This is a genomic window from Mucilaginibacter sp. P5_A4 (genome assembly GCF_056400605.1).
In genome coordinates this window covers 14,458-35,890 of record NZ_JBFUKX010000009.1, presented here as the reverse complement: position 1 = coordinate 35,890, position 21,433 = coordinate 14,458, and the positions used below count along the sequence as shown (strand labels likewise).

Sequence of the window (21,433 nt, the reverse complement as noted above, 5' to 3'; positions counted from 1 at the left end):
CTTTTCGTTCTTCTTCTCATAAAAAGTTAAAGGAGATGATTTTACATACCACCGACCAGAATCATTTTAATATACTTTAAATTTGTTTAAACTTTAATATACCGTGGCAGCCTTTTTAGCTGGCCATACGTAATGTACATACAATGTTAAATACAATACAAGAAGCTATCGAAGATATACAGGCAGGTAAAATGATCATTGTAGTTGATGATGAAGATCGCGAAAATGAAGGTGACTTTTTAACTGCAGCACGTAATGCCACCCCCGAAGCTATAAATTTTATGGTGCGCTATGGTCGCGGCCTGGTATGCGCACCTATTACCAAGAGCCGGGCCCGTGAGCTTGATCTTGAACCCATGGTGAGCCATAATACCACCTCGCACGAAACTAACTTCACTGTTTCTGTTGATCTGCTTGGGCATGGCTGTACAACCGGTATTTCGGCTACCGACCGTTCAAAAACCACTTTGGCTTTAATTGACCCCTTAACCAAACCGGAGGACCTGGGCAGGCCCGGGCATATTTTCCCGCTGATTGCCCAGGATGGTGGCGTTTTGCGCAGGACCGGCCATACCGAAGCTGCTATTGACCTGGCTGTTTTGGCAGGGTTTGAACCCGCAGGCGTAATATGTGAAATTATGAAGGAGGATGGCGATATGGCCCGTTTGCCTGACCTGCTGGTGATGGCAAAAGAATTTAACCTCAAAATTGTTTCTATAAAAGACCTGATTGCTTACCGCCTGAGCACCGAAACTATGGTGAAAAAGGAAGTATCGGTACAAATGCCAACTGAGTGGGGCGATTTTGAAATGATAGCCTACACACAGGTTGATACCGGCGAGCATCATCTTGCCCTTGTAAAAGGCACGTGGGAGCCCGGTGAGCCTGTTTTAACCCGTGTGCATAGTTCATGTGTTACCGGGGATATTTTTGGCTCGTGCCGTTGCGATTGCGGGCCGCAGCTGCATAAAGCTATGGAGATGATAAGTAAAGAAGGCAAGGGTGTGGTTATTTATATGAACCAGGAAGGACGTGGTATTGGTTTAATCAACAAATTAAAAGCCTATCACCTGCAGGAAAATGGTTATGATACCGTTGAAGCCAACGTTAAGCTTGGCTTTAAAATGGATCAGCGTGATTATGGTATTGGCGCACAGATATTGCGGAGCCTGGGTATCTCAAAAATGCGGCTGATGAGCAACAACCCCAAAAAACGTGCTGGTTTAATTGGCTACGGATTAGAAGTGGTTGAAAATGTACCTATCGAGATTGCTTCGAACCCGCATAACGAATTATACCTGCGCACCAAACGCGATAAAATGGATCACGCTATTATGCGCGATCACTAATTAATAGATGTGAAGATTCCAGATGTGCAGATTTCAGATGAATGAAAAATGGGGCTGATGATTAATCATCATTATCTGCACATCTCCCCTCAATCAATCCTCATCATCGGGTTTTGTAACTATCGGGTTTGGATTGGTTACCGGTAAAGGGGGGGGAGGGGCCTGGCGACGCCTGCCGCCACTGCGGAAAAGATTACGGATAAACTCTTTAAACGTATCAAAATCTCTTTGATACACCAAACCTATTCCGTTAACATACTGCGGCTGCAAGGTGGTGGTGAGGCTGTTTAGTGTGGTGCTGTTCAATACTCTGTAAGAGTACCTTGCAGTAAGGTTGCCATCTTTCCTGATCTGGTATAATGCCTCAAAATCTTTTGTAATTACATCAAATTTTTGATTGAAAAGGCTGGTATTATTATTAAAAAGATCGTTGGAGCCTGTATTGGTAAACAAGCTTCCGTTAAAAGATAGCCTGCTGTTAAAAAATCTTACTGATGCGCTGGCTTCGTTGAACGAACGGATATTTAAATCGAAGTTTTTAATGTTTGATTGTGCTATCAGGCTATTCAGCTTATTGAAGGCAAACTCACTCACAGCCTCGCCTGCTGTGCTTATAACCTGGTTGGTTAAACTGCCGTTATTACCCGAGTTAAAGCTGCGCCGTACAATGATGCTGATTGCCTGCTGACTGCGGTTATTGGCATCAGAAAGATAGGTTGCCAAATCATCCTTAACAGATGGATCGGTAGGGAAGTTAAAGTCGAAATCAATAGTTGGTTGTAATAACGATTTGGTCAGGATCAATTCTGCCTGCACCAGTACCTGGTTGGTATTTGCCGATTGCAGGCCCGCGGCTGTATAAAGCGGCGCCCGGTTTGTACGTACTTCGTATAAGGCTTTCAGATTTATCTCGGCGTTTGCGGGGTTCCCTGTCCACCTGATGGTACCACCCTGGCTTACCGTAAAGTTTTTACTGATAAAGTTTTTGGCCGTAAACTCAAATTTACCGGTGGTTATCAAAAAGTCGCCATACATTTCAAAATCGCCCAAGCTATTAATGTTTAGCTTCAGGTTGTTGGCCACGCCGCTTCCTTCCAGCTGACCGTAATCGGTAGTTATCCTAACAACGGTCTTCTCGTCGGCGCTTAAGTCAAAATTAAGGGTAACACCATTAAAGGCGCGTTCTTTAGCAACAACTTTTGCGGTATCGCTATGGCTCACAAATTTTATAAAATCATATTCGCTTGCTGTTGCCGATGTATTGAGCGGTATGTTAAAAATAGTACCGGCCTGTGTACGGGCGGTAATATCAATTTTCATGTTATCAACCGGGCCTTTAAAGCTAAAGTTGCCCGTACCGTAAGCAGTACCATAGTAAATATGGTTATCCTTAAAGGTTGTATTAAGTGCCAATAGGTTAGTCGCTTTTAAATCAACCTCAATATCCGGGTTTGATGGATTATTTAAATCAACGGTTCCATTAGCGATGCCGGTGCCGCCACGTTTATCCTTTAGCACCATGTCGTTGATTTTAATAACACTATTTTCCACATTTACCCTGGTGTTTACAGTGTAGGCTGTTTTTAAATAATTAACTGTAACACCTGTATTTACCAGGGTAACATCGCCATTAAGTTTCGGTTTTGAGGGACTGCCCGTGAGTTTTAAGTTGGTAGATATGTTTCCCTTTACATCAGATACAAGGTCTTTTATAAAAGGTTCAAAAATGATGGCTTCTGTCTGGTTCATTTTCACATCAAAATCCAGGTTATCTTCCGTATCCTTTCCAAAGGCGTAAATTCCCGAAAGATTCATGGTTTCAAGTCCGCGATTTACGATATTAAGTTTCATATCTGCCTGTTTGCGGTCGTTGCCAAGGGTTGATACCAGTTTTACATCACCAATAAGGGTTTTGTTCATGGTAAGCGAATCGATGGATAAATGCGCGTCGACGCCCGGCGATTTGGTGATGCCCGTCATCTTAACATCTCCATTAAGCGCGCCTTTTAAAAATATACCCGATGTTTTGGTAAGCTGGTTAAGCGTTCGCATGTTAAACTTCTCGAACGAAAGTTTAAGCTCATCGGCAGGGTTATCAGATATGAATCCGTTTATGCGTACCTTTTGTATGCCGTTTGACAGCTCGAAACCCGATACCTGGGTTTTACCATCAAGCAGGCGGATGCGCACCTGTTCCTGTATCTTCCATTTTTCTTTCTCCAGGATAATATCTGATGGCAGCAATTTTAGTTTGGCAGTAGTATCGCGGCCAAATTCAACAAGGCCGTAAAGATCCAGCTGATTTACCGCGTTTTTATCCGATAGCTTAATGTTAAAGTTCAGGCTGTCGTTTTTGAGGAAGTTGGTAATGTTGATGTCTTTTATAAACAGGCTGTCTGTAAGATCAACCCTGCTTAATGAAAGATTGACGCCCAGCAGGCTGTCGGCAGTGCTCTCATCAATAATAAAATCATGAAAAACGGTTTTACCATATTTTATGGTTTTGATATAGCCCGATAAAGTTGCCGTTTTATTTCTTGAATCAAATTGCCCGGTAAAAGTACCCTGATCAGGAAATGTTAGTTTTGGTAAAAATATTGCCATAAGCGGATCGAGCTTTTTGATTGACAGATTAAAATCAAATTGCTCGGGCTTTGGTGGTACAATAGTGGTTTTTATAGAGGGGATATATTTTTTAACAATGGTTTTAAAATACGATGGCAAGGTGGCCAGGTCAAAACTGCCTTTAATATTGGCATCGGCAAAGTCGGATTTAAGGGCTATTTCTCTTGCATTGCCCTGGCCGTTGGCCGATAGGTACAATGAATCGGCCAGGTAATTATTTCTCGGGTCAATAATCCTGATAGGGGATAATAAAATGCTTCCCTGCAAATTCTCAAGGTTATTACCAGAAAATTTGGTTTTTAACTGGGTGCTTAAGGTAATGGTATCCTTTATAAGTTTTAAAGCATTTAATTTAGCATCCTTAATGGTAGCCGTAAGATCATAGGATGGTAGCTCGGGGTTTAAATTAACCTTGCCTTTAAGGTCGAGTTTTAAATTTTTATCGTTAATGGTGATATGCCCGTTTGCCAGTTTTTTAATAAAAGAGCCTTTAATGTTAAGGTTGTTATAAGTGTAGTTATTAAAGTCGAGGTATTTAATTCGCGCATCACCTTGTTCGCTCAGGGTTTTAAGTTTATCGCCGCTACCTTGTATGTTTGATGTAAAAGTAGTGCGGCCAACAGTGCTTTCGTCAAGCAACGTACCAAGATCGAAGTTGAAGGCGTTCAGTTTGCCGCTGTAGCTGGGTTTACCTTTTTTATCTATCTTAAGATTAATGTCCGAATCGAACCGGCCAAGTTTGGTTTTAAAAATACCATAGGCTACAAAGTCATTTTGTAAGCCGGTGAACCTGCCGGTAAAGTTGATATTGCCAAATTTGTTTATAATATCAGGAGCCTTAAGGTTTGGCTGACCCGAAAAATGGCTGATGAGATAGTCGATATCTTTTTTATTGGATGCTATCTGCTCAAACTTCAGTTCAAGGAAAGTATTATCCCAATCGGGCAATCCCCTTAAATTAAAATCGCCTTTTATAAAAGTAGCCTGCCCGCCGGTAATGGTAACACCTTTCGATTTTAAGTTACTTACAGGCCCCCTGGCCCGCCCTTCTAAGCCAAGGTCAAAGCTTACCTTTTCAAGCCCGCTGGTGAAGTACGCTATATCTGCCGATGATATACGTGATGATTTAAAATCGGCATCCATATAAACCTTGCTTGTAAACCTTGCAAAATCATTAAATGATTTAAACCGCATCCTGAAATAATCCTTCAAATCGGAGTGCCCTGTTTTTATATGAAGATTTTGCGCCAGGATCTGGTTGGTATCAATAGTGATGTTGGAGCGTAAGTTTTTAACGTAGAAACCGCTTTTTTCCTGTAGGGTTAGTTTTTGTACATTGGCCTTAAATAAGTGGTTTTTAAGGTCCATCCCCAGTACTACTGTACTAAAATGCTTAACATCAATATCTTCAAAGTTAACCTGGGGCGTTACCGTATCAACCAGCTGGTTTTTATACCTGAAATGAAAATTATTGATAGCGATCTTGTCAAAATTAAGCGTCCAGGGTTTGCTTTTTGTTTTGGGGGTAGCGGCTGAGCTAAAGTAATCAATAATAAATTTAAGATTGGTGGTGCTGTCTTTTTGTTTTTTGAGGTAGAAGGAGCCGTTATCAAGCGCTATCGATTCAAAATTGATGACACGATTTTTAATGCTGTTAAACAGCGAGAAGCCATTAACATCAACAACCAGTTTTGGCGTGCTTAAAAGGGTGTCTTTTTTTTTATCCAATATATAAAGCCCCTCAAGCACAACCGACGAAAAAGGTCTTAAATAAAGACTTTTTATATCAACAGTGGTTTGCAACTCATCCGACAAATATTTGGTCGCTTTTTTTGCGGCCCATGTTTGCACGGGTTTATATTGAAAAGCCAATAAAAGTATGCTTAGTGTCAATAATATCAACAACACCAGCCCGAATACTATTTTGAGTGCTTTTTTAATAACTTTGTGTTTAATTAAAAATTCAAAAGTAAAAATTCAAAAACGCCCGAAAAGTTTTACTTTCTGAATTTAATTTATAATCTGTCAATAATAAAGGTCTTTTGACTTTTACCTTTTGACTTTTGACTTAAAAAAGTGCCTGTAATATTAGGAATTGAATCTTCATGTGATGATACCTCGGCTTCTGTTTGCGTTGATGGGGTAATATTAAGCAATGTTATTGCCAATCAAAGCATTCACGAAGCATACGGCGGTGTGGTCCCTGAGCTTGCCTCAAGGGTTCATCAGCAAAATATTGTTCCGGCTGTTCAACAAGCGTTATTGAACGCAAAAGTAAACAAAAATGATATTGATGCGGTAGCTTTTACGCGCGGTCCGGGACTTTTAGGTTCGCTATTAGTTGGGGTATCCTTTGCCAAGGGATTTGCGCTGGCTCAAAAGGCTCCGCTGGTTGAAATAAACCATATGCAGGCCCATATATTGGCGCATTTTATTGGCGATCATAAGCCGACATTTCCGTTTTTATGCCTCACCGTATCTGGCGGGCACACGCAAATAGTACTGGTGAAGGATTATTTTGATATGGAGATCATCGGCCAAACTTTAGATGACGCCGCCGGCGAGGCTATGGATAAAACCAGCAAAATTTTAGGCTTGCCGTATCCCGGCGGACCGCTGATTGATAAATACGCACGCCTGGGTAACCCGGATGCTTATAAATTCCCCGAGCCGCAGATCCCCGGCTTCAATTTTAGCTTTAGCGGCTTAAAAACGGCTATACTTTATTTTATAAGGGATAATGTTGCGAAAAATCCTGATTTTATCAGCCAGAACCTGCCAAATATCTGCGCTTCTGTAGAGATGCGGATTGTTACCATATTACTAAACAAACTTCAAAAAGCTGCAAAGGAGCATGGCATAAAGCAGCTGGCTTTGGCGGGTGGAGTATCGGCCAATACAGGTTTAAGACAAGGCCTGCAATCGCTTTGCGAAAAGAATGGCTGGGAAAGTTTTATCCCTAAAATGGAATACTGTACAGACAATGCTGCCATGATTGCTATTGCCGGTTACTATAAATATTTAAAAGGAGACTTTGTAGGACAGGAGGTTGCACCTATGGCGAGGATGATATTTTAGCCCCCGGCCCCCTAAAGGGGGAACAGGAGGTATTAACTATATAATTAATTAAAAAAACTCCCCCTTTAGGGGGCTGGGGGGCTTGAGCTATATGAACATTCCATCATTAATATTCTGGGCGGTATTTGTACTGCCGCTGGTTGCATTTTTAGTTTGGCTTATGCGCCAGGATAAAAAAAAGGGCGTTACCGGGCTTATTGTACTGGCTATTACCGTTATTGGCGGTATTATTTACATGTATGTTAAAACCGGAGGCAAGTAGTTTGGCTATAGGCTCATAACGCCTACGTATCGACTTTTTTTTACGAAAAGCGGTTTAAAATAAATAGATCGCCATTGCTTCGTACCTATCTGTGATGTACTTACTAAAGAAACTCTTTTGTCATCCTGAACGGAGTGAAGGATCTGCTCTCCGCCATGCTTCTTCGCCCTGTACAGTCTGCGAATAGATCCTTCACTCCGTTCAGGATGACAAATACTCCGTTCAGGATGACAAATCTTTTAAAACGCCATCCCCCTTCAGAGTTCCTCGGTATTTTATAACTACCTAAGCCATAGCAACTTCTTCTGTTAAGCCTTTGTAAAATACCTGCGCATAGCCGGCTATAGTTTGGGCAGCATCGAGGCCATTGATTATTTTGCGGGCGTTTACCCAGTCGGTAACCTCATCATTAAAATATTTACCCAAACCAACACCGGTGAATAAACCACCAGTCATTCCTTTTACCAGGATGGCCGCGGCTACTGAGGGCTCTAAGGCCATTTCGGGGTTATTAAGTAAATCAACGTGTAGCAGCCGGCCCATGTTTTCGTAGTTTTCATACCAGGTTAACTGTACATAGCCCCGGCCATAGTATAATTTATCGGGTGTGCTGTAAGGGATGCGATGGCCGGGGCCGCCACCCATCTTAAACTTTTCGCCATAAGGGTGCCCGGCGCCTTTGCCAAATTCGTTTATGGGCTGCATTTTTTTGGCGCATTCATGAAAAACGGTAGCCAGCATGTAGGCCACTTTGCGTTCATCGGTAATACCGGCATCTGTAGTCGCTTTTAATATGGTTTCGATACCATCAATCTGGCTTTGTGCCATATGACCGCCAAACATCGGGCGGACATCGTCATAAAATTCTTTTGTACCTGACATGATCTTAAAGGTTATTGGTTAACAAAAAAAGAAAAATATGCAAGCTAAGCGCTTGTTTAAAAGGAAGATATAGAATATTTAGGCTTTGTAGAGTAAATGTAAATATTCCTGATCGGAATATCAAAATAAAATTTAAGCTGAAATGAGTGAAGGGAGACAATGCATATAATTCCGTCTGCCGCATGTATATCCAACCTGGAAATGGTCCCTGGATATAGTTAGAGACGCAAGTATGCGCCTCTATAAAGAAAATCCCATAATCCGAAAAATCTGTTTAATCCCGGTTCTGATATAAATCGATGGCCTTACTTCCCAAACCGCTCCTTTAAATAATGCCCGGTATGTGATTTTTTCTCTTTAATAAGAGCCTCGGGCACGCCTTCAAATACAACTTTACCGCCACGGTCGCCGCCTTCGGGACCGATGTCGATAACCCAGTCGGCACATTTTATAACATCCATATTATGCTCAATTACAATAATGGTGTTACCATGTTCCAACAGTGCATCAAACGATTTAAGCAGTTTTTTAATGTCGGCAAAATGCAGCCCGGTTGTAGGCTCATCAAAAATGAAAAGCGTTTTATGCGTATTGTTACCCTTTACCAGGAACGATGCCAGCTTAATGCGCTGCGCCTCGCCGCCCGAAAGTGTGTTAGACGACTGGCCCAATTGCACATATCCCAAACCAACATCAACCAAAGGTTTTATTTTGGAGATGATTTTAGGCTCTTTGGCAAAGAACTGCAGAGCTTCATCAATGGTCATATGCAGCACTTCGGCTACGTTTTTTTCGTTGTAGGTAATATCAAGTATATGCTGTTTAAAGCGATTGCCGCCACAGGTTTCGCAGGTTAAAAATATGTCGGCCATAAACTGCATCTCTATCTTCACCTCACCCTCGCCCTGGCAAACATCACACCGGCCACCCTCTACGTTAAACGAGAATGCAGATGGCTTTAACCCAGCGGCCTTGGCGGCAGGTTGTGCAGCATATAGGTTACGGATCTCGTCCCAGGCTTTTACATAGGTAACCGGGTTTGAGCGCGACGAACGGCCGATAGGGTTTTGGTCAACCAGCTCCACCTGTTCAATTTTTGCGTAATCGCCATCAATGCTATCGTATGATCCGGTTTGTTCGCCAGAGTAATTACCCAGCGTTTTTTGAAGCGCAGGGGCCAGGATGCGTTTAACCAAACTTGTTTTGCCCGAGCCGGATACACCTGTAACCACGGTAAGTATGCCCAACGGGAATTTAGCGTTAACCTGTTGCAGGTTGTTTTCGCGCCCGCCTTTTATCTCAATAAAATCATTCCATTTGCGGCGCGTGGCAGGTATGGCAATTTCTTCTTTCCCGCTCAGGTATCTGCCGGTCAGGCTGTTATCGTCCTTTATAATCTCATCATATGTGCCGGTAAATATCAGCTCGCCGCCATGGGTACCTGCTTCGGGACCAATATCTATGATATGGTCGGCGGCTTTCATGATCTCTTCTTCGTGTTCAACCACCAAAACGGTATTGCCTACATCCCGAAGGGATTTAAGAACACCTATTAATCGCTGGGTATCGCGTGGGTGTAAGCCGATGCTTGGTTCGTCCAATACATATACCGAGCCCACCAGGCTACTGCCTAAAGAGGTAGCCAGGTTAATCCGTTGCGATTCGCCGCCCGATAGTGTGTTTGATAAACGGTTAAGCGTTAAATAACTTAAACCTACATCATTCAGGAACACCAAACGGTTGGTGATCTCCATTAATAAACGCTTGCCAATTTTTACATCAGTTTCGTTTAATTGTAAACCCTCGAAAAATCCCAACGCTTTATCCAGGGGCATCAATACCACATCGGTTATTGAGCGTTCGTTGATCTTTACGTATGAGGCATCCTGGCGCAAACGACTGCCCATGCATTCGGGGCAAGTGGTTTTACCCCGGTATCGCGACAGCAAAACACGGTATTGAATTTTATAGGTTTGCTCCTCCATCTCCTTAAAAAATTCATTAAGGCCGCGGAAGAATTTATTGCCTGTCCATAAAAGCTTTTGCTCTTTTGGGGTAAGCTGATTGTACTGGCGATGTATAGGGAAGTCGAATTTCAGGGCATGCCTTACTAAATTATCGTTCCACTCGCGCATTTTTTCGCCGCGCCATGGTGCAATGGCGCCTTCATATATCGATTTGCTTTTATCGGGGATCACCAGGTCCTCATCAATGCCAATAACCTTGCCATAGCCTTCACATTTTTTGCAGGCGCCGTAAGGGTTATTAAAGCTGAAAAAATTTGGACTGGGTTCTTCAAACTTAATCCCGTCCAGTTCAAAACGATCACAAAAGAAGCGTTCTTTCTCTGTATCAGCCTCCGGCTCCTGGTAACGCACGTAGCAATCGCCTTTGCCTTCAAAAAACGCCGTTTGTATAGAGTCACCTAAACGGCTAACGGTTTCATCTTCTTCGTTTTTACTGATCCGATCAACAACTATACGTACAGCGTTATAAGTGGTGAGTGATGACTGGTGAGTGGTGAGTTGTTCGGTTTCACTTTGCTTTTCGCTTTTCGCCTTTAAGCTTCCTTTCACCTTCAGGCTTTCGCCTTTCGCCTCCTCAATAAGCCATGAGCCATCATCAACTATGCTGGCATCTTCTAATAAGGCTTCAATTTTTGATAGCTTGCCCCGGTATTCAACCCTTACAAAACCTTTTTGCATTAATACTGCAAGCTCTTCTTTTAAGCTGCGGTTATTGTGCGGGTATAATGGCGCTAATAAAGTTACCTGGGTTTCATTGGGCAGCGATAATATAAAATTAACTACATCGGTCACCGAATCTTTTTTTACAGGCAGGCCCGAAATCGGCGAAAGGGTTTTGCCTATACGCGAGAAAAGCAGTTTGAGGTAGTCATAGATCTCGGTTGAGGTACCTACAGTTGAGCGTGGGTTTGAAGTGATCACCTTTTGCTCAATAGCGATAGCAGGGGCAATGCCTTTAATGTAATCTACATCGGGCTTGTTCATGCGGCCTAAAAACTGGCGTGCGTACGAGGAAAGGCTCTCTACATAACGGCGCTGGCCTTCGGCATAAAGGGTATCAAAAGCAAGTGACGATTTGCCCGAACCCGACATGCCTGTAACTACAACCAACTTGTTTTTGGGAATAGCCACATCCATGTTTTTAAGGTTATGAACACGTGCCCCCTTTATGATGATATGTTTTGACGGATCTTTTTCTGCTTCTTTACTCATAATAGTTAATAGTCCATGGCCCATAGCAGTCATGAAATTAACATGGTCTATGGACTATTGACCATGGTCTTTTTTCCAAAGTGCAAAAATCCTAAAATATTTAGCAATATCCAAATCGGTTTTACTTTGTTTGGTTGTTTATATTCAATTAATTACCGAGTTTACAGTTTGCTGACTTTTAATTATTTAGGCTGATAATTTATAAAAGGCTTTAAAGGGAAAATGCATGAAATTTAATCTTGCGCAAAGGTGCCGAGGATTTTGATTTTTTACTTGGCCTCTTTGAATGGAAAAACTTATTGCCGAGGATTATAACGAATAATAATGCTTTTAATATTTGATATCATTTTGTAATTTTACCATACAAACGCATATTATGACTACGCTGACTGTAAATATTGACGACAAAAAAACCGAGAAGGCCATTAAGGCCGTTTTGGATGCTTTTGGCTTGGATTACAATATAAAGCAGGATACAAACCCCGTTACCCGTCCGCTAACTAAATCGGAACAGGTAATGTATAATCGTTTAAAAAGATCTGTAAAACAGATCAACCTGTATAAAGAAGGAAAGATTAAGCTAAAAACAATTGAAGAGGTCTTAGCAGAACTTTCATAATATGGCAATTGTTGTTGTACCTACCGACGATTTTGTAAAAGAACTAAAGCGAATTTCCAGGAAACAAAAAGGTATCATAGCAGATATTGCAAACCTGGCCGTGCAGCTAAAGGAAAATCCAACCATGGGTACAAACCTGGGTGGGAATTTTTACAAGATCCGTATATCAATTACCGGAACCGGGAAAGGAAAATCCGGAGGAGCACGAGTGATTACTTACGTGATATTAGATGACGAAACAGTTCTTTTAACAGAAATTTACCTTAAAAGTGAATATGATACCGCAGATGTTGATGCGCTTATACAGCGTTTAAAAGATCAGGGTTTAATATAATATCCCTTTGGTCAATTAAAAAATATCATTCCCTTTATAAAAGCACCATCAAACCCTGTTTCCAGGCATTTAAATGCAGAAGTTGTAAGAAATATCTTGTTTTAGATTAAACCTTTTTAGCTGAACCTTGTCTAATGCTAAAGCCCGAAATTTTCAATAGAAAGGGGCTTAATTACCCCAATCAACCTGATAGACAGAAGTAAATAAAAAAATATAATTTGTTTTTTAAGATAGAAATTGTTTTATTTGAGGTAACAATTTCTTAACCCCTAAAGAGCAGACTATAGAAGATACTTTACTTTTAAAAAGATTTTTAACTAAAATTAAGTTTAAGTAGTACGTTCTATGGATTTTCAATTGAAGAGTGATCAGGATCTAATCCATCAATACATTGCCGGCGATGAAGCGGGACTGGTAGAATTGATAAGGCGATATCAATCAAAAATATACACCTCTATTTATCTGTTGGTAAAAGACGAATACCTTGCCGAAGATATTTTTCAGGATGCTTTTATAAAAGTAATTAATACCCTTAAAGCCGGAAAGTATAACGAAGAAGGTAAGTTTTTACCTTGGGTAACGCGTATTGCGCATAATTTGGTTATTGACCATTTTCGCCGCGAAAAACGTGCCCCCATGGTAAGCAATGGCGACGACTTTGATATTTTTGAGGTGCTGGGTAATTACGATGAAAGCACCGAGGATAAGATGGTGCGGGCGCAGACCTATAAAGACCTTAAATCGCTGATACAACTTTTACCTTCCGAACAAAAAGAGGTATTGATTATGCGCCACTTTGGCGATATGAGCTTTAAGGAAATAGCCGATATAACCGATGTGAGCATAAACACGGCTCTCGGCCGTATGCGCTATGCACTTAATAACCTGCGGAAGATGATGCAGGGCAAGGAAATGAGCCTCAAAAATTAACTATTAAGTTACAGGGTTAACTTTTTTATCTGAAATCCGGTTATTGATTAATTATCAGTTAACCGGATTTTCTGTATAAATGGCTTTATTATATTGAAAATCAAGTAGTTAGCAAATAAGTCCCAAATGCCAAAATAAAAAAATTTCATTTAATTTTCATTTAACAAAATATTATCTTTATGGCATCGTTATAAATCGTATAAAATTTATAGTAAAAAAAGCTTATGGATGAAACCTTTACAAGAACATTAAATGCAACTGCTAACCAAGCACAGATGAACGAGAATGCACAAGAATATATGGATGCAGACGATATGATTTTTTATAATTCTATTCGTGCTGATTTGGACCTTTTAACAAAGAAGCCCAAACTGCAAACCATACACCAGATTCTGGATTACTCCAAGAGCTTACGTTAAGTATTGCCAACCTCACTGGTTCATAAATCACAAATGTTGATTAAGGTTACCCGATGCGAATCGAAATAACCAAAAGCCAATAAGTGATTTATGAACCTTTCTATTTTATTAGTTCATTGTCGCTGCGCTTGTTCAGTGGTTCATTGGTGAATAGTTCGATAAATTTTATAGCTGATATTTTAACGGTTTTGCCAATTGCGATTTATTGAGCATAATTGCAATGTATTGGATATGCCGCAAAACTAATAAACAACCGGGTCAACGAACTATGCAGCTACCGATGAACTAATGAACCAATGAACTAACATGCTGAAAGCCGAACGTTATCGCCATTTTGTTGAATATTTTTCTGAGCAGCAGCCTAACCCGGTTACCGAGCTGCATTATAATAACCCATTCCAGTTACTGGTAGCCGTTATTCTATCGGCGCAGTGTACCGATAAGCGGATTAACCAGGTAACGCCCGCGCTGTTTGAGCGTTTCCCTACACCCGAAGATTTGGCGGCATCTACCCCCGAGGAGGTTTTTACCTTTATCCGCAGTGTAAGTTATCCTAACAACAAGGCGAAGCATTTAGTGGGCATGGGCAAAATGCTGGTTGATGTATTTCACAGCGAGGTGCCATCGGGGATTGACAACCTGCAAAAAATGCCGGGTGTTGGCCGTAAAACCGCTAACGTTATAGCTTCGGTTGTATTTGAAGAGCCGGCAATGGCTGTTGATACGCACGTATTTAGGGTGGCCAACCGAATAGGTTTAACCAATAACGCTACTACGCCGTTGGCGGTAGAGAAACAATTAATACAACACATTCCAAAGGAATATATAGGAGTTGCCCATCACTGGCTGATACTGCATGGCAGGTATGTCTGCGTAGCCCGAAGCCCTAAGTGCGAGGTTTGCCCCTTAACCCGGTTTTGCAGGTATTATGAACGCAATAATACCGAAGCCGCATTATTACGTGCCGAGGCGGCTAAGATAAAAAAAGCTAAGGAAGCGAAGAAGAAAAAGGCTTTAAATACAATCAGTAAAGAGTTAAAGAAGCGGAGTGTGGAGCGGGATTAATTAGGTGAATAGCTGATTAAATGAGTAGTGTTAAGTCAACAGTACTAAGTCGTAAGTTATAAGTCGGATTTGCTCTTTTTTGACTTCGAACTTAAGACTTTCGACTAAAGGCTAACGTCAATTCAAGGTTGACACGACAGTGGTTGGTTTTGTATATTTGATAAACGTAACCACTCACTTAATAAACCTGATCTAATCATTCACCAATCAAAAAATAAATACTAAAAAAATTAGTATTTGTAAATAAAACATTTATATTTGTTGAAGAAAATTTGAAGATGGCTAACATAGATAAAAACAATTCGGATAAATTAAAGGCGCTGCAGCTTACGTTGGATAAGCTGGAAAAATCATACGGAAAAGGTACCATCATGAAATTGGGCGATTCCGTTATTGAGCCTACAGAAGTAATATCAACCGGCTCCTTAGGGCTTGATATCGCCCTGGGTGTTGGCGGTTTACCTAAAGGAAGGGTTATTGAAATATACGGACCGGAGTCATCCGGTAAAACTACACTGGCAATCCATGCCATTGCAGAATCGCAAAAGAAAGGCGGCATTGCGGCATTTATTGATGCAGAGCACGCTTTTGACCGTTTTTATGCCAAAAAATTAGGGGTTGATGTAGAGAACCTGCTGATCTCTCAGCCAGATAACGGTGAGCAGGCACTGGAAATTGCCGATAACCTGATCCGCTCGGGAGCTATAGATATTTTGGTTATCGACTCTGTTGCCGCGTTAGTTCCTAAAGCTGAGATTGAAGGTGAAATGGGCGACTCAAAAATGGGTTTGCACGCGCGTTTAATGTCACAGGCTTTGCGTAAGTTAACCGGAACCATCAGCAAAACCGGGTGCTGTTGTATTTTTATCAACCAGTTACGCGATAAAATAGGTGTAATGTTTGGTAATCCCGAAACTACCACCGGTGGTAACGCTTTGAAGTTTTACGCTTCGGTACGTTTGGATGTACGCCGGATTTCACAGATCAAGGATACTGATGAGGTATCCGGTAACCGCGTTAAGGTGAAGATTGTTAAAAACAAAGTTGCACCGCCGTTCCGTATTGCTGAGTTTGATATTATGTTTGGTGAAGGTATCTCCAAAGCCGGCGAGATCATCGACCTGGGTGTTGAGTACAACATCATTAAAAAAGCAGGTTCATGGTTCAGCTATGGCGAAACCCGCCTGGGCCAGGGCCGTGATGCGGTTAAACAACTGATACTCGATAACCCCGAACTGATGGAGGAACTGGAAGCTAAAATTAAAGAAACCGTAACAGGTGAGCATTTAGCAGAGGTGTAACACGATTTAAGCATTAACGAGATTGGCAGGATTTTTTGATCGTCTGATTCAATTTTGAATAGTTTTATCCATATTAAAAAGCCTTCCGTTTTGGGAGGCTTTTTGCTTTTGTTGGGATGGGTTGAGTTTGATGCTGCAAAGGTGCAGGTTTGGTCACCAAAAGAATATGGAAAGGTGCATGAAAGGTATGCGAACAGATGCTCATAAGAGTACAAAATAACTGCCCTGTTTTGCTGCTTTAATTATTAAATGACGGATTGCTAAAGCACAAAATCAGTAATTCACTAATTGAAAACCTTCATCGCTAAGTAATAAATCAGGGGTTAGCTAACCTGTCAATCCAAAATTGATATATTAGCTTGTGATGAATAAACTGGTCGTATTGTTGTTTTTGGTGCCGATGGTTCTGCTTTCGGCATGTCATACAAAATCGCCGGGGTCGCATAAAACAGTTTTCAATATCAACATGGAGGAGGGCCTTACCTCGCTCGATCCAGCCTTTTGCCGTAACCGGTATACCATCTGGATGGATAACCAGGTTTTTAACGGATTGGTGCAGGTTAACGATAGTTTAAAAGTTACCCCATGCATAGCTAAAAGCTGGGAGGTATCTGCCGACGGATTGCTATATACTTTCCACCTGCGTAATGATGTTTATTTTCATGATGATCCGCATTTTGCAAAAGGTGTTGGCCGTAAAGCTGTAGCCTCCGATTTTGTATACAGTTTCGGTCGTTTGATTGATCCTAAAGTGGCTTCATCCGGCTCATGGATCTTTAGCGATAAAGTAGAGGGTAAAGCTGCATTTTTTGCGCCCGATGATAGTACGTTCCAGATTAAACTAAAGCAACCCTTTGCCCCTTTTTTGAGCATGCTTACGGCACAGTATTGCTCTGTAGTGCCAAAGGAAGTAGTAGAGTTTTATGGTAAAGATTTTAGGAGCCATCCTGTTGGTACAGGGCCGTTCAGGTTTAAGTATTGGAAGGAAGGGGAGGTGCTGGTACTCCTTAAAAATGATAAATATTGGGAGGTTGATAATAAAGGAAAACAGCTGCCTTACCTCGATGCTGTAAGAGCAACCTTTATTGCCGATAAACAAACCTCGTTTTTGGAGTTCATAAAAAAGAAGCTCGATTTTTTAAATGATATTGATGGCAGCTACCGCGATGATATTCTCACCAAATCGGGCAAGGTTACGCAGAAATATAAAGGCAAATTCATACTCAATACCGCTCCCTATTTAAACACCATGTATCTGGGGATATTGGTTGATAGTAACCTGGCTATTGTTAAAAAATCGCCGTTAAAGATATTAAAGGTAAGACAGGCTATAAACTATGCTATCGACAGGCAAAAGATGATCAAGTACCTGCGCAACAGCATGGGAACGCCGGGATATTCAGGCTTTATACCGCAAGGGATGCCCGGCTTTGATGGTAAATGTGTTAAAGGTTATTCATACGACCCGGAAAAAGCGCGAAGACTGCTGGCAGAAGCCGGTTTTCCCGATGGGAAAAACCTGCCCGAAATTTCACTGGCCACTACAGTAGGGTACCGTAGCCTCATTGAATATGTACAAGGCCAATTGGATAGGATAGGTATTAAAACCAGTGTTGAAATTACGCAAGGGGCCAGCCTGCGTGAGCTGGTATCCAAAAATGGCATCAATTTTTTTTACGGCCAATGGATAGCAGATTATCCTGATGGTGAAAATTACCTGTCGGTTTTCTACTCAAAAAATAAGATCCCATTTGGCCCCAACTATACCGGTTTTAACAATAAAAAATTTGATGCCCTGTTTGAACAAACCTACCAGGTAAAAAATGATTCGGCCCGTTACGCGCTGTATCAGCAAATGGATAACCTGGTAATGGAGCAATCGCCGGTGGTGGTATTGTATTATGATAAGTTGGTGAACCTTTACCAGAATAACATCTCTGGCTTTAGCTTGAACGGGCAGAATTTGTTGGTGTTGAAGCGGGTGGTGAAAACCCTATAACTCCCCGAGAGGGAAATTCTTAACGTCATTACGTAATAGCACAGAAAAATTCCAGGAATCAATAAAAAAGCCTCCCCAAAAGGGAGGCTCAAAAATTATAAAAATCCGAAATCGAAAATCCGATATCCGAAATTAAGATACCATTTGTCTTCTAATGATGTTCAACGCACCACCAGCTTTAAACCACTCAATTTGCTGAGCGTTGTAAGTATGGTTAACCGGGAACGAATCAACAGAGCCATCTTTATGGTTTAATACCACGGTTAACTGTTTGCCAGGGGCAAATGCTGTTAAGCCGATGATATCAATTGTATCATCTTCCTGGATCTTATCGTAATCGTTATTATCGGCAAAGGTGATACCCAGCATGCCTTGTTTTTTAAGGTTGGTTTCGTGGATACGGGCAAATGATTTTACCAGTATGGCGCGTACACCTAAATGACGAGGCTCCATTGCCGCATGCTCGCGTGATGAACCTTCGCCATAGTTTTCGTCGCCTACTACTATTGAACCGATGCCATTCGCTTTGTAATCGCGTTGGGTGGCGGGTACAGGTCCGTATTCGCCGGTCAGTTCATTTTTAACGCTATCGGCAGTATTGTTAAAGTAGTTGATAGCACCGATCAGCATATTGTTTGATATGTTGTCCAGGTGACCGCGGAATTTTAACCATGGACCAGCCATCGAAATATGGTCGGTAGTACATTTGCCTTTAGCTTTGATCAATAATTTCAAGCCTTTAATATCGGTACCTTCCCATGCGGTAAACGGCTCCAATAATTGCAAACGTGATGATTTTGGATCAACCAAAACCTGTACCTGGCTGCCATCTTCGGCAGGCGCCTGGTAACCGGCATCTTCAACTGCATAGCCCTTAACCGGCATTTCAATACCTAATGGTTCGTCAAGTTTTACCTGCTCGCCATTTAAATTGGTTAAAGTATCAGTAAGCGGGTTAAAAGTTAAATCACCTGCAATAGCCAAAGCTGTTACAATTTCTGGTGACGCTACAAACGCATGTGTGTTGGGGTTACCATCCTGGCGTTTAGCAAAGTTACGGTTAAACGATGTGATGATAGAGTTTTTGCGGGTAGGGTCGTCTGTATGACGGGCCCACTGGCCAATACATGGGCCGCAAGCATTTGCCAATACTACACCGCCCATTTGAGCAAAGGTATCCAGGTAGCCATCACGGTCAACTGTGTAGCGTACCAATTCTGATCCTGGGGTGATAGTAAATTCGGCCTTTGTTGTAAGGTGTTTATCGATAGCCTGTTTTGCAATAGATGCAGAACGGGTGATATCTTCGTATGAAGAGTTGGTACATGAGCCAATCAAACCAACTTCTAATTTTGCAGGCCAGTTATTTTCTTTAACCGCTGTTGCGAATTTAGAAATAGGCCATGCCAGATCTGGTGTAAATGGACCGTTAATGTGTGGTTCTAATTCAGATAGGTTGATTTCGATAACCTGGTCAAAATATTGCTCTGGGTTAGCGTAAACTTCCTTGTCGCCTGTTAAGTGTTCTGCAACCGCGTCGGCAAGCTCGGCAATATCGGCGCGTTTAGTGCCTTTAAGGTAGGCCGCTATTTTATCATCATAACCAAATACCGAAGTGGTTGCACCAATTTCGGCGCCCATGTTACAGATGGTACCTTTACCTGTTGCAGAAAGTGAACGTGCACCTTCACCAAAATATTCAACAATAGCACCGGTACCACCTTTTACAGTAAGGATACCTGCTACTTTCAAAATAACGTCTTTAGCTGATGTCCAGCCAGATAATTTACCAGTTAATTTAACACCGATCAATTTAGGGAATTTAAGCTCCCATGGTAAGCCGGCCATAACGTCGCAGGCATCGGCACCGCCAACACCAATGGCTATCATACCTAAACCACCCGCGTTTGGTGTATGTGAATCGGTACCTATCATCATACCACCCGGGAATGCATAATTTTCAAGAACAACCTGGTGAATGATACCGGCTCCTGCTTTCCAGAAACCAATACCGTATTTATCAGATACCGAAGCCAGGAAATCATAAACCTCGCGGTTAATATCAATAGCTGTATTTAAATCGGCAACGGCGCCAACTTTTGCTTGTATAAGGTGATCGCAATGTACCGTAGAGGGTACCGCAACCTGCGGGCGGCCTGCCTGCATAAACTGCAATAAAGCCATTTGCGCTGTAGCATCCTGCATGGCTACACGGTCTGGTGCAAAATCAACATAGTCAACACCACGGCCAAATGCCTGTTGGGCATCGCCTTCAGAAAGGTGGGCGTATAGTATTTTTTCGGTTAAAGTTAAATGTTTACCAGTCGCTGTACGGGCAGCATCCACGCGGCTGCTGTAGCGATCGTAAACTTTTTTGATCATATCTAAATCAAAAGCCATTTGTATTTGATTTTTAGGTGAAAAGTAAAAGAAATTGACACTAAACCCCTTAATAGAAGCGTAGTGCGGCGAATTTACAAAAATTACAACTAAAACCTGTCAGTCAACTATGTAAATGTTATTTGGAGTTGTTCTAAATAAAGGCGTTAAGTTTGATAGGGTTGACTTGGTTGGTTAAGGTTACTTTTCAGTCAATAAGTTCATTGGTTTTTTCTTTTTGATGAATTCGTCCAATCAACGCAGACCAATCAACTTAAATTCATACCCCTCTTTACTCCACTCCTCCATCGCCCTTGGCAAAACATACTCCAGTCTTTCAAAAGCTTTTAAACTGTCGTGAAATACCACCATCGACCCGGCCCTGGTGTGTTTCAATACATTTTTAAGGCAGGCTTCGGGTTTTAGGTTGATGTCGAAATCGCCGCTAAGCACATTCCACATGATGATTTTAATATTAGGGCGGACAATTTTAAGATCCTTAACCTGTTGTTTTTTGATGCGGCCATAAGGCGGGCGAAAAAGATCGGTATCTAATATGTTATCAGCAAGTAAAAAATTATCAACGTAAGTTTTGTTATCAGTTTTCCATCCCTTTAGGTGGTTATAGGTATGGTTGCCTACGGCATGCCCATCGTTAACTACTTGCTTAAAAATATCGGGATGTTTACTTACATTATCGCCAATGCAAAAAAATGTGGCTTTGGCCTTATATTGTTTTAAAATATTTAATACAAAGGGTGTAACAATAGGTATAGGTCCATCGTCAAAAGTAAGATAAATACAACGGTTGCTTTGGTTTACGTTCCAAATTAGTTCGGGATATAGCTTTTTTAGTAGCCAGGGAGTTTTAACCAGGTACATGTCAAATTCGAAATTAAATGTTAAATTTTCCGATATATAGAAATCAACATTGCAATGTAGTCAACAGTTG

At 41.6% G+C, this 21,433-nt stretch carries 15 protein-coding genes; 10 read left to right on the top strand and 5 right to left on the bottom strand.

Going from position 1 to position 21,433, the window contains the following annotated elements; genetic code table 11:
- Positions 1-143: 143 nt before the first annotated feature.
- Positions 144-1,349, top strand: coding sequence for a bifunctional 3,4-dihydroxy-2-butanone-4-phosphate synthase/GTP cyclohydrolase II (locus tag AC1DQW_RS07960; protein WP_477453592.1), 1,206 nt, complete (start codon positions 144-146; stop codon positions 1,347-1,349).
- A gap of 93 nt (positions 1,350-1,442) precedes the next feature.
- On the opposite strand, the gene AC1DQW_RS07955 is transcribed toward AC1DQW_RS07960, so the two are convergent.
- Positions 1,443-5,846, bottom strand: coding sequence for a translocation/assembly module TamB domain-containing protein (locus AC1DQW_RS07955; RefSeq protein ID WP_477453591.1), 4,404 nt, complete (start codon positions 5,844-5,846; stop codon positions 1,443-1,445).
- A gap of 204 nt (positions 5,847-6,050) precedes the next feature.
- On the opposite strand from AC1DQW_RS07955, the gene tsaD reads away from it, so the two are divergent.
- Positions 6,051-7,052 (top strand): tRNA (adenosine(37)-N6)-threonylcarbamoyltransferase complex transferase subunit TsaD, encoded by a 1,002-nt coding sequence (gene tsaD, locus AC1DQW_RS07950; RefSeq protein ID WP_477453590.1) that lies wholly within the window; start codon positions 6,051-6,053, stop codon positions 7,050-7,052.
- Positions 7,053-7,143: 91 nt separating this feature from the next.
- The gene (locus AC1DQW_RS07945; RefSeq protein ID WP_177183727.1) at positions 7,144-7,314 is read left to right on the top strand and encodes a hypothetical protein; all 171 of its coding nucleotides are present in this window, start codon (positions 7,144-7,146) and stop codon (positions 7,312-7,314) included.
- A gap of 285 nt (positions 7,315-7,599) precedes the next feature.
- On the opposite strand, the gene AC1DQW_RS07940 is transcribed toward AC1DQW_RS07945, so the two are convergent.
- Complete coding sequence (locus tag AC1DQW_RS07940) at positions 7,600-8,196, bottom strand: glycoside hydrolase family 19 protein (RefSeq protein WP_477453589.1); 597 nt, start codon at positions 8,194-8,196, stop codon at positions 7,600-7,602.
- Positions 8,197-8,501: 305 nt separating this feature from the next.
- Positions 8,502-11,435, bottom strand: a complete 2,934-nt coding sequence (gene uvrA / locus AC1DQW_RS07935) for an excinuclease ABC subunit UvrA (protein ID WP_477453588.1) — start codon at positions 11,433-11,435, stop codon at positions 8,502-8,504.
- 376 nt (positions 11,436-11,811) lie between these two features.
- Between uvrA and AC1DQW_RS07930 the strand changes: the two genes are divergently transcribed.
- The 7 genes from AC1DQW_RS07930 (at position 11,812) to AC1DQW_RS07900 (ending at position 18,102) form a co-directional block, all read left to right on the top strand.
- Positions 11,812-12,054 carry a hypothetical protein gene (locus AC1DQW_RS07930; protein ID WP_477453587.1) on the top strand — a complete coding sequence of 81 codons (243 nt, stop codon included), beginning with the start codon at positions 11,812-11,814 and terminating at the stop codon, positions 12,052-12,054.
- A 1-nt stretch (position 12,055) separates the two neighbouring features.
- Positions 12,056-12,388, top strand: coding sequence for a hypothetical protein (locus tag AC1DQW_RS07925; RefSeq protein WP_477453586.1), 333 nt, complete (start codon positions 12,056-12,058; stop codon positions 12,386-12,388).
- A gap of 345 nt (positions 12,389-12,733) precedes the next feature.
- Positions 12,734-13,318, top strand: a complete 585-nt coding sequence (locus tag AC1DQW_RS07920; protein WP_477405136.1) for an RNA polymerase sigma factor — start codon at positions 12,734-12,736, stop codon at positions 13,316-13,318.
- 224 nt (positions 13,319-13,542) lie between these two features.
- On the top strand, positions 13,543-13,737 hold the full coding sequence (locus AC1DQW_RS07915) for a hypothetical protein (protein WP_477453585.1): 195 nt from the start codon (positions 13,543-13,545) through the stop codon (positions 13,735-13,737).
- Between the two features lie 306 nt (positions 13,738-14,043).
- Positions 14,044-14,802, top strand: coding sequence for an endonuclease III (gene nth / locus AC1DQW_RS07910; protein ID WP_477453584.1), 759 nt, complete (start codon positions 14,044-14,046; stop codon positions 14,800-14,802).
- Between the two features lie 278 nt (positions 14,803-15,080).
- The gene (gene recA, locus AC1DQW_RS07905; RefSeq protein ID WP_295720980.1) at positions 15,081-16,103 is read left to right on the top strand and encodes a recombinase RecA; all 1,023 of its coding nucleotides are present in this window, start codon (positions 15,081-15,083) and stop codon (positions 16,101-16,103) included.
- 364 nt (positions 16,104-16,467) lie between these two features.
- Complete coding sequence (locus AC1DQW_RS07900) at positions 16,468-18,102, top strand: ABC transporter substrate-binding protein (protein WP_477453583.1); 1,635 nt, start codon at positions 16,468-16,470, stop codon at positions 18,100-18,102.
- 132 nt (positions 18,103-18,234) lie between these two features.
- Here the strand turns inward: AC1DQW_RS07900 and AC1DQW_RS07895 are convergent, their stop codons facing one another.
- Entirely contained in the window at positions 18,235-20,502 is a 2,268-nt protein-coding gene (locus tag AC1DQW_RS07895) for an aconitate hydratase (protein WP_477453582.1), read from the bottom strand.
- Positions 20,503-20,736: 234 nt separating this feature from the next.
- On the bottom strand, positions 20,737-21,363 hold the full coding sequence (locus tag AC1DQW_RS07890; RefSeq protein ID WP_477405126.1) for a polysaccharide deacetylase family protein: 627 nt from the start codon (positions 21,361-21,363) through the stop codon (positions 20,737-20,739).
- Between the last annotated feature and the right edge of the window lie 70 nt (positions 21,364-21,433).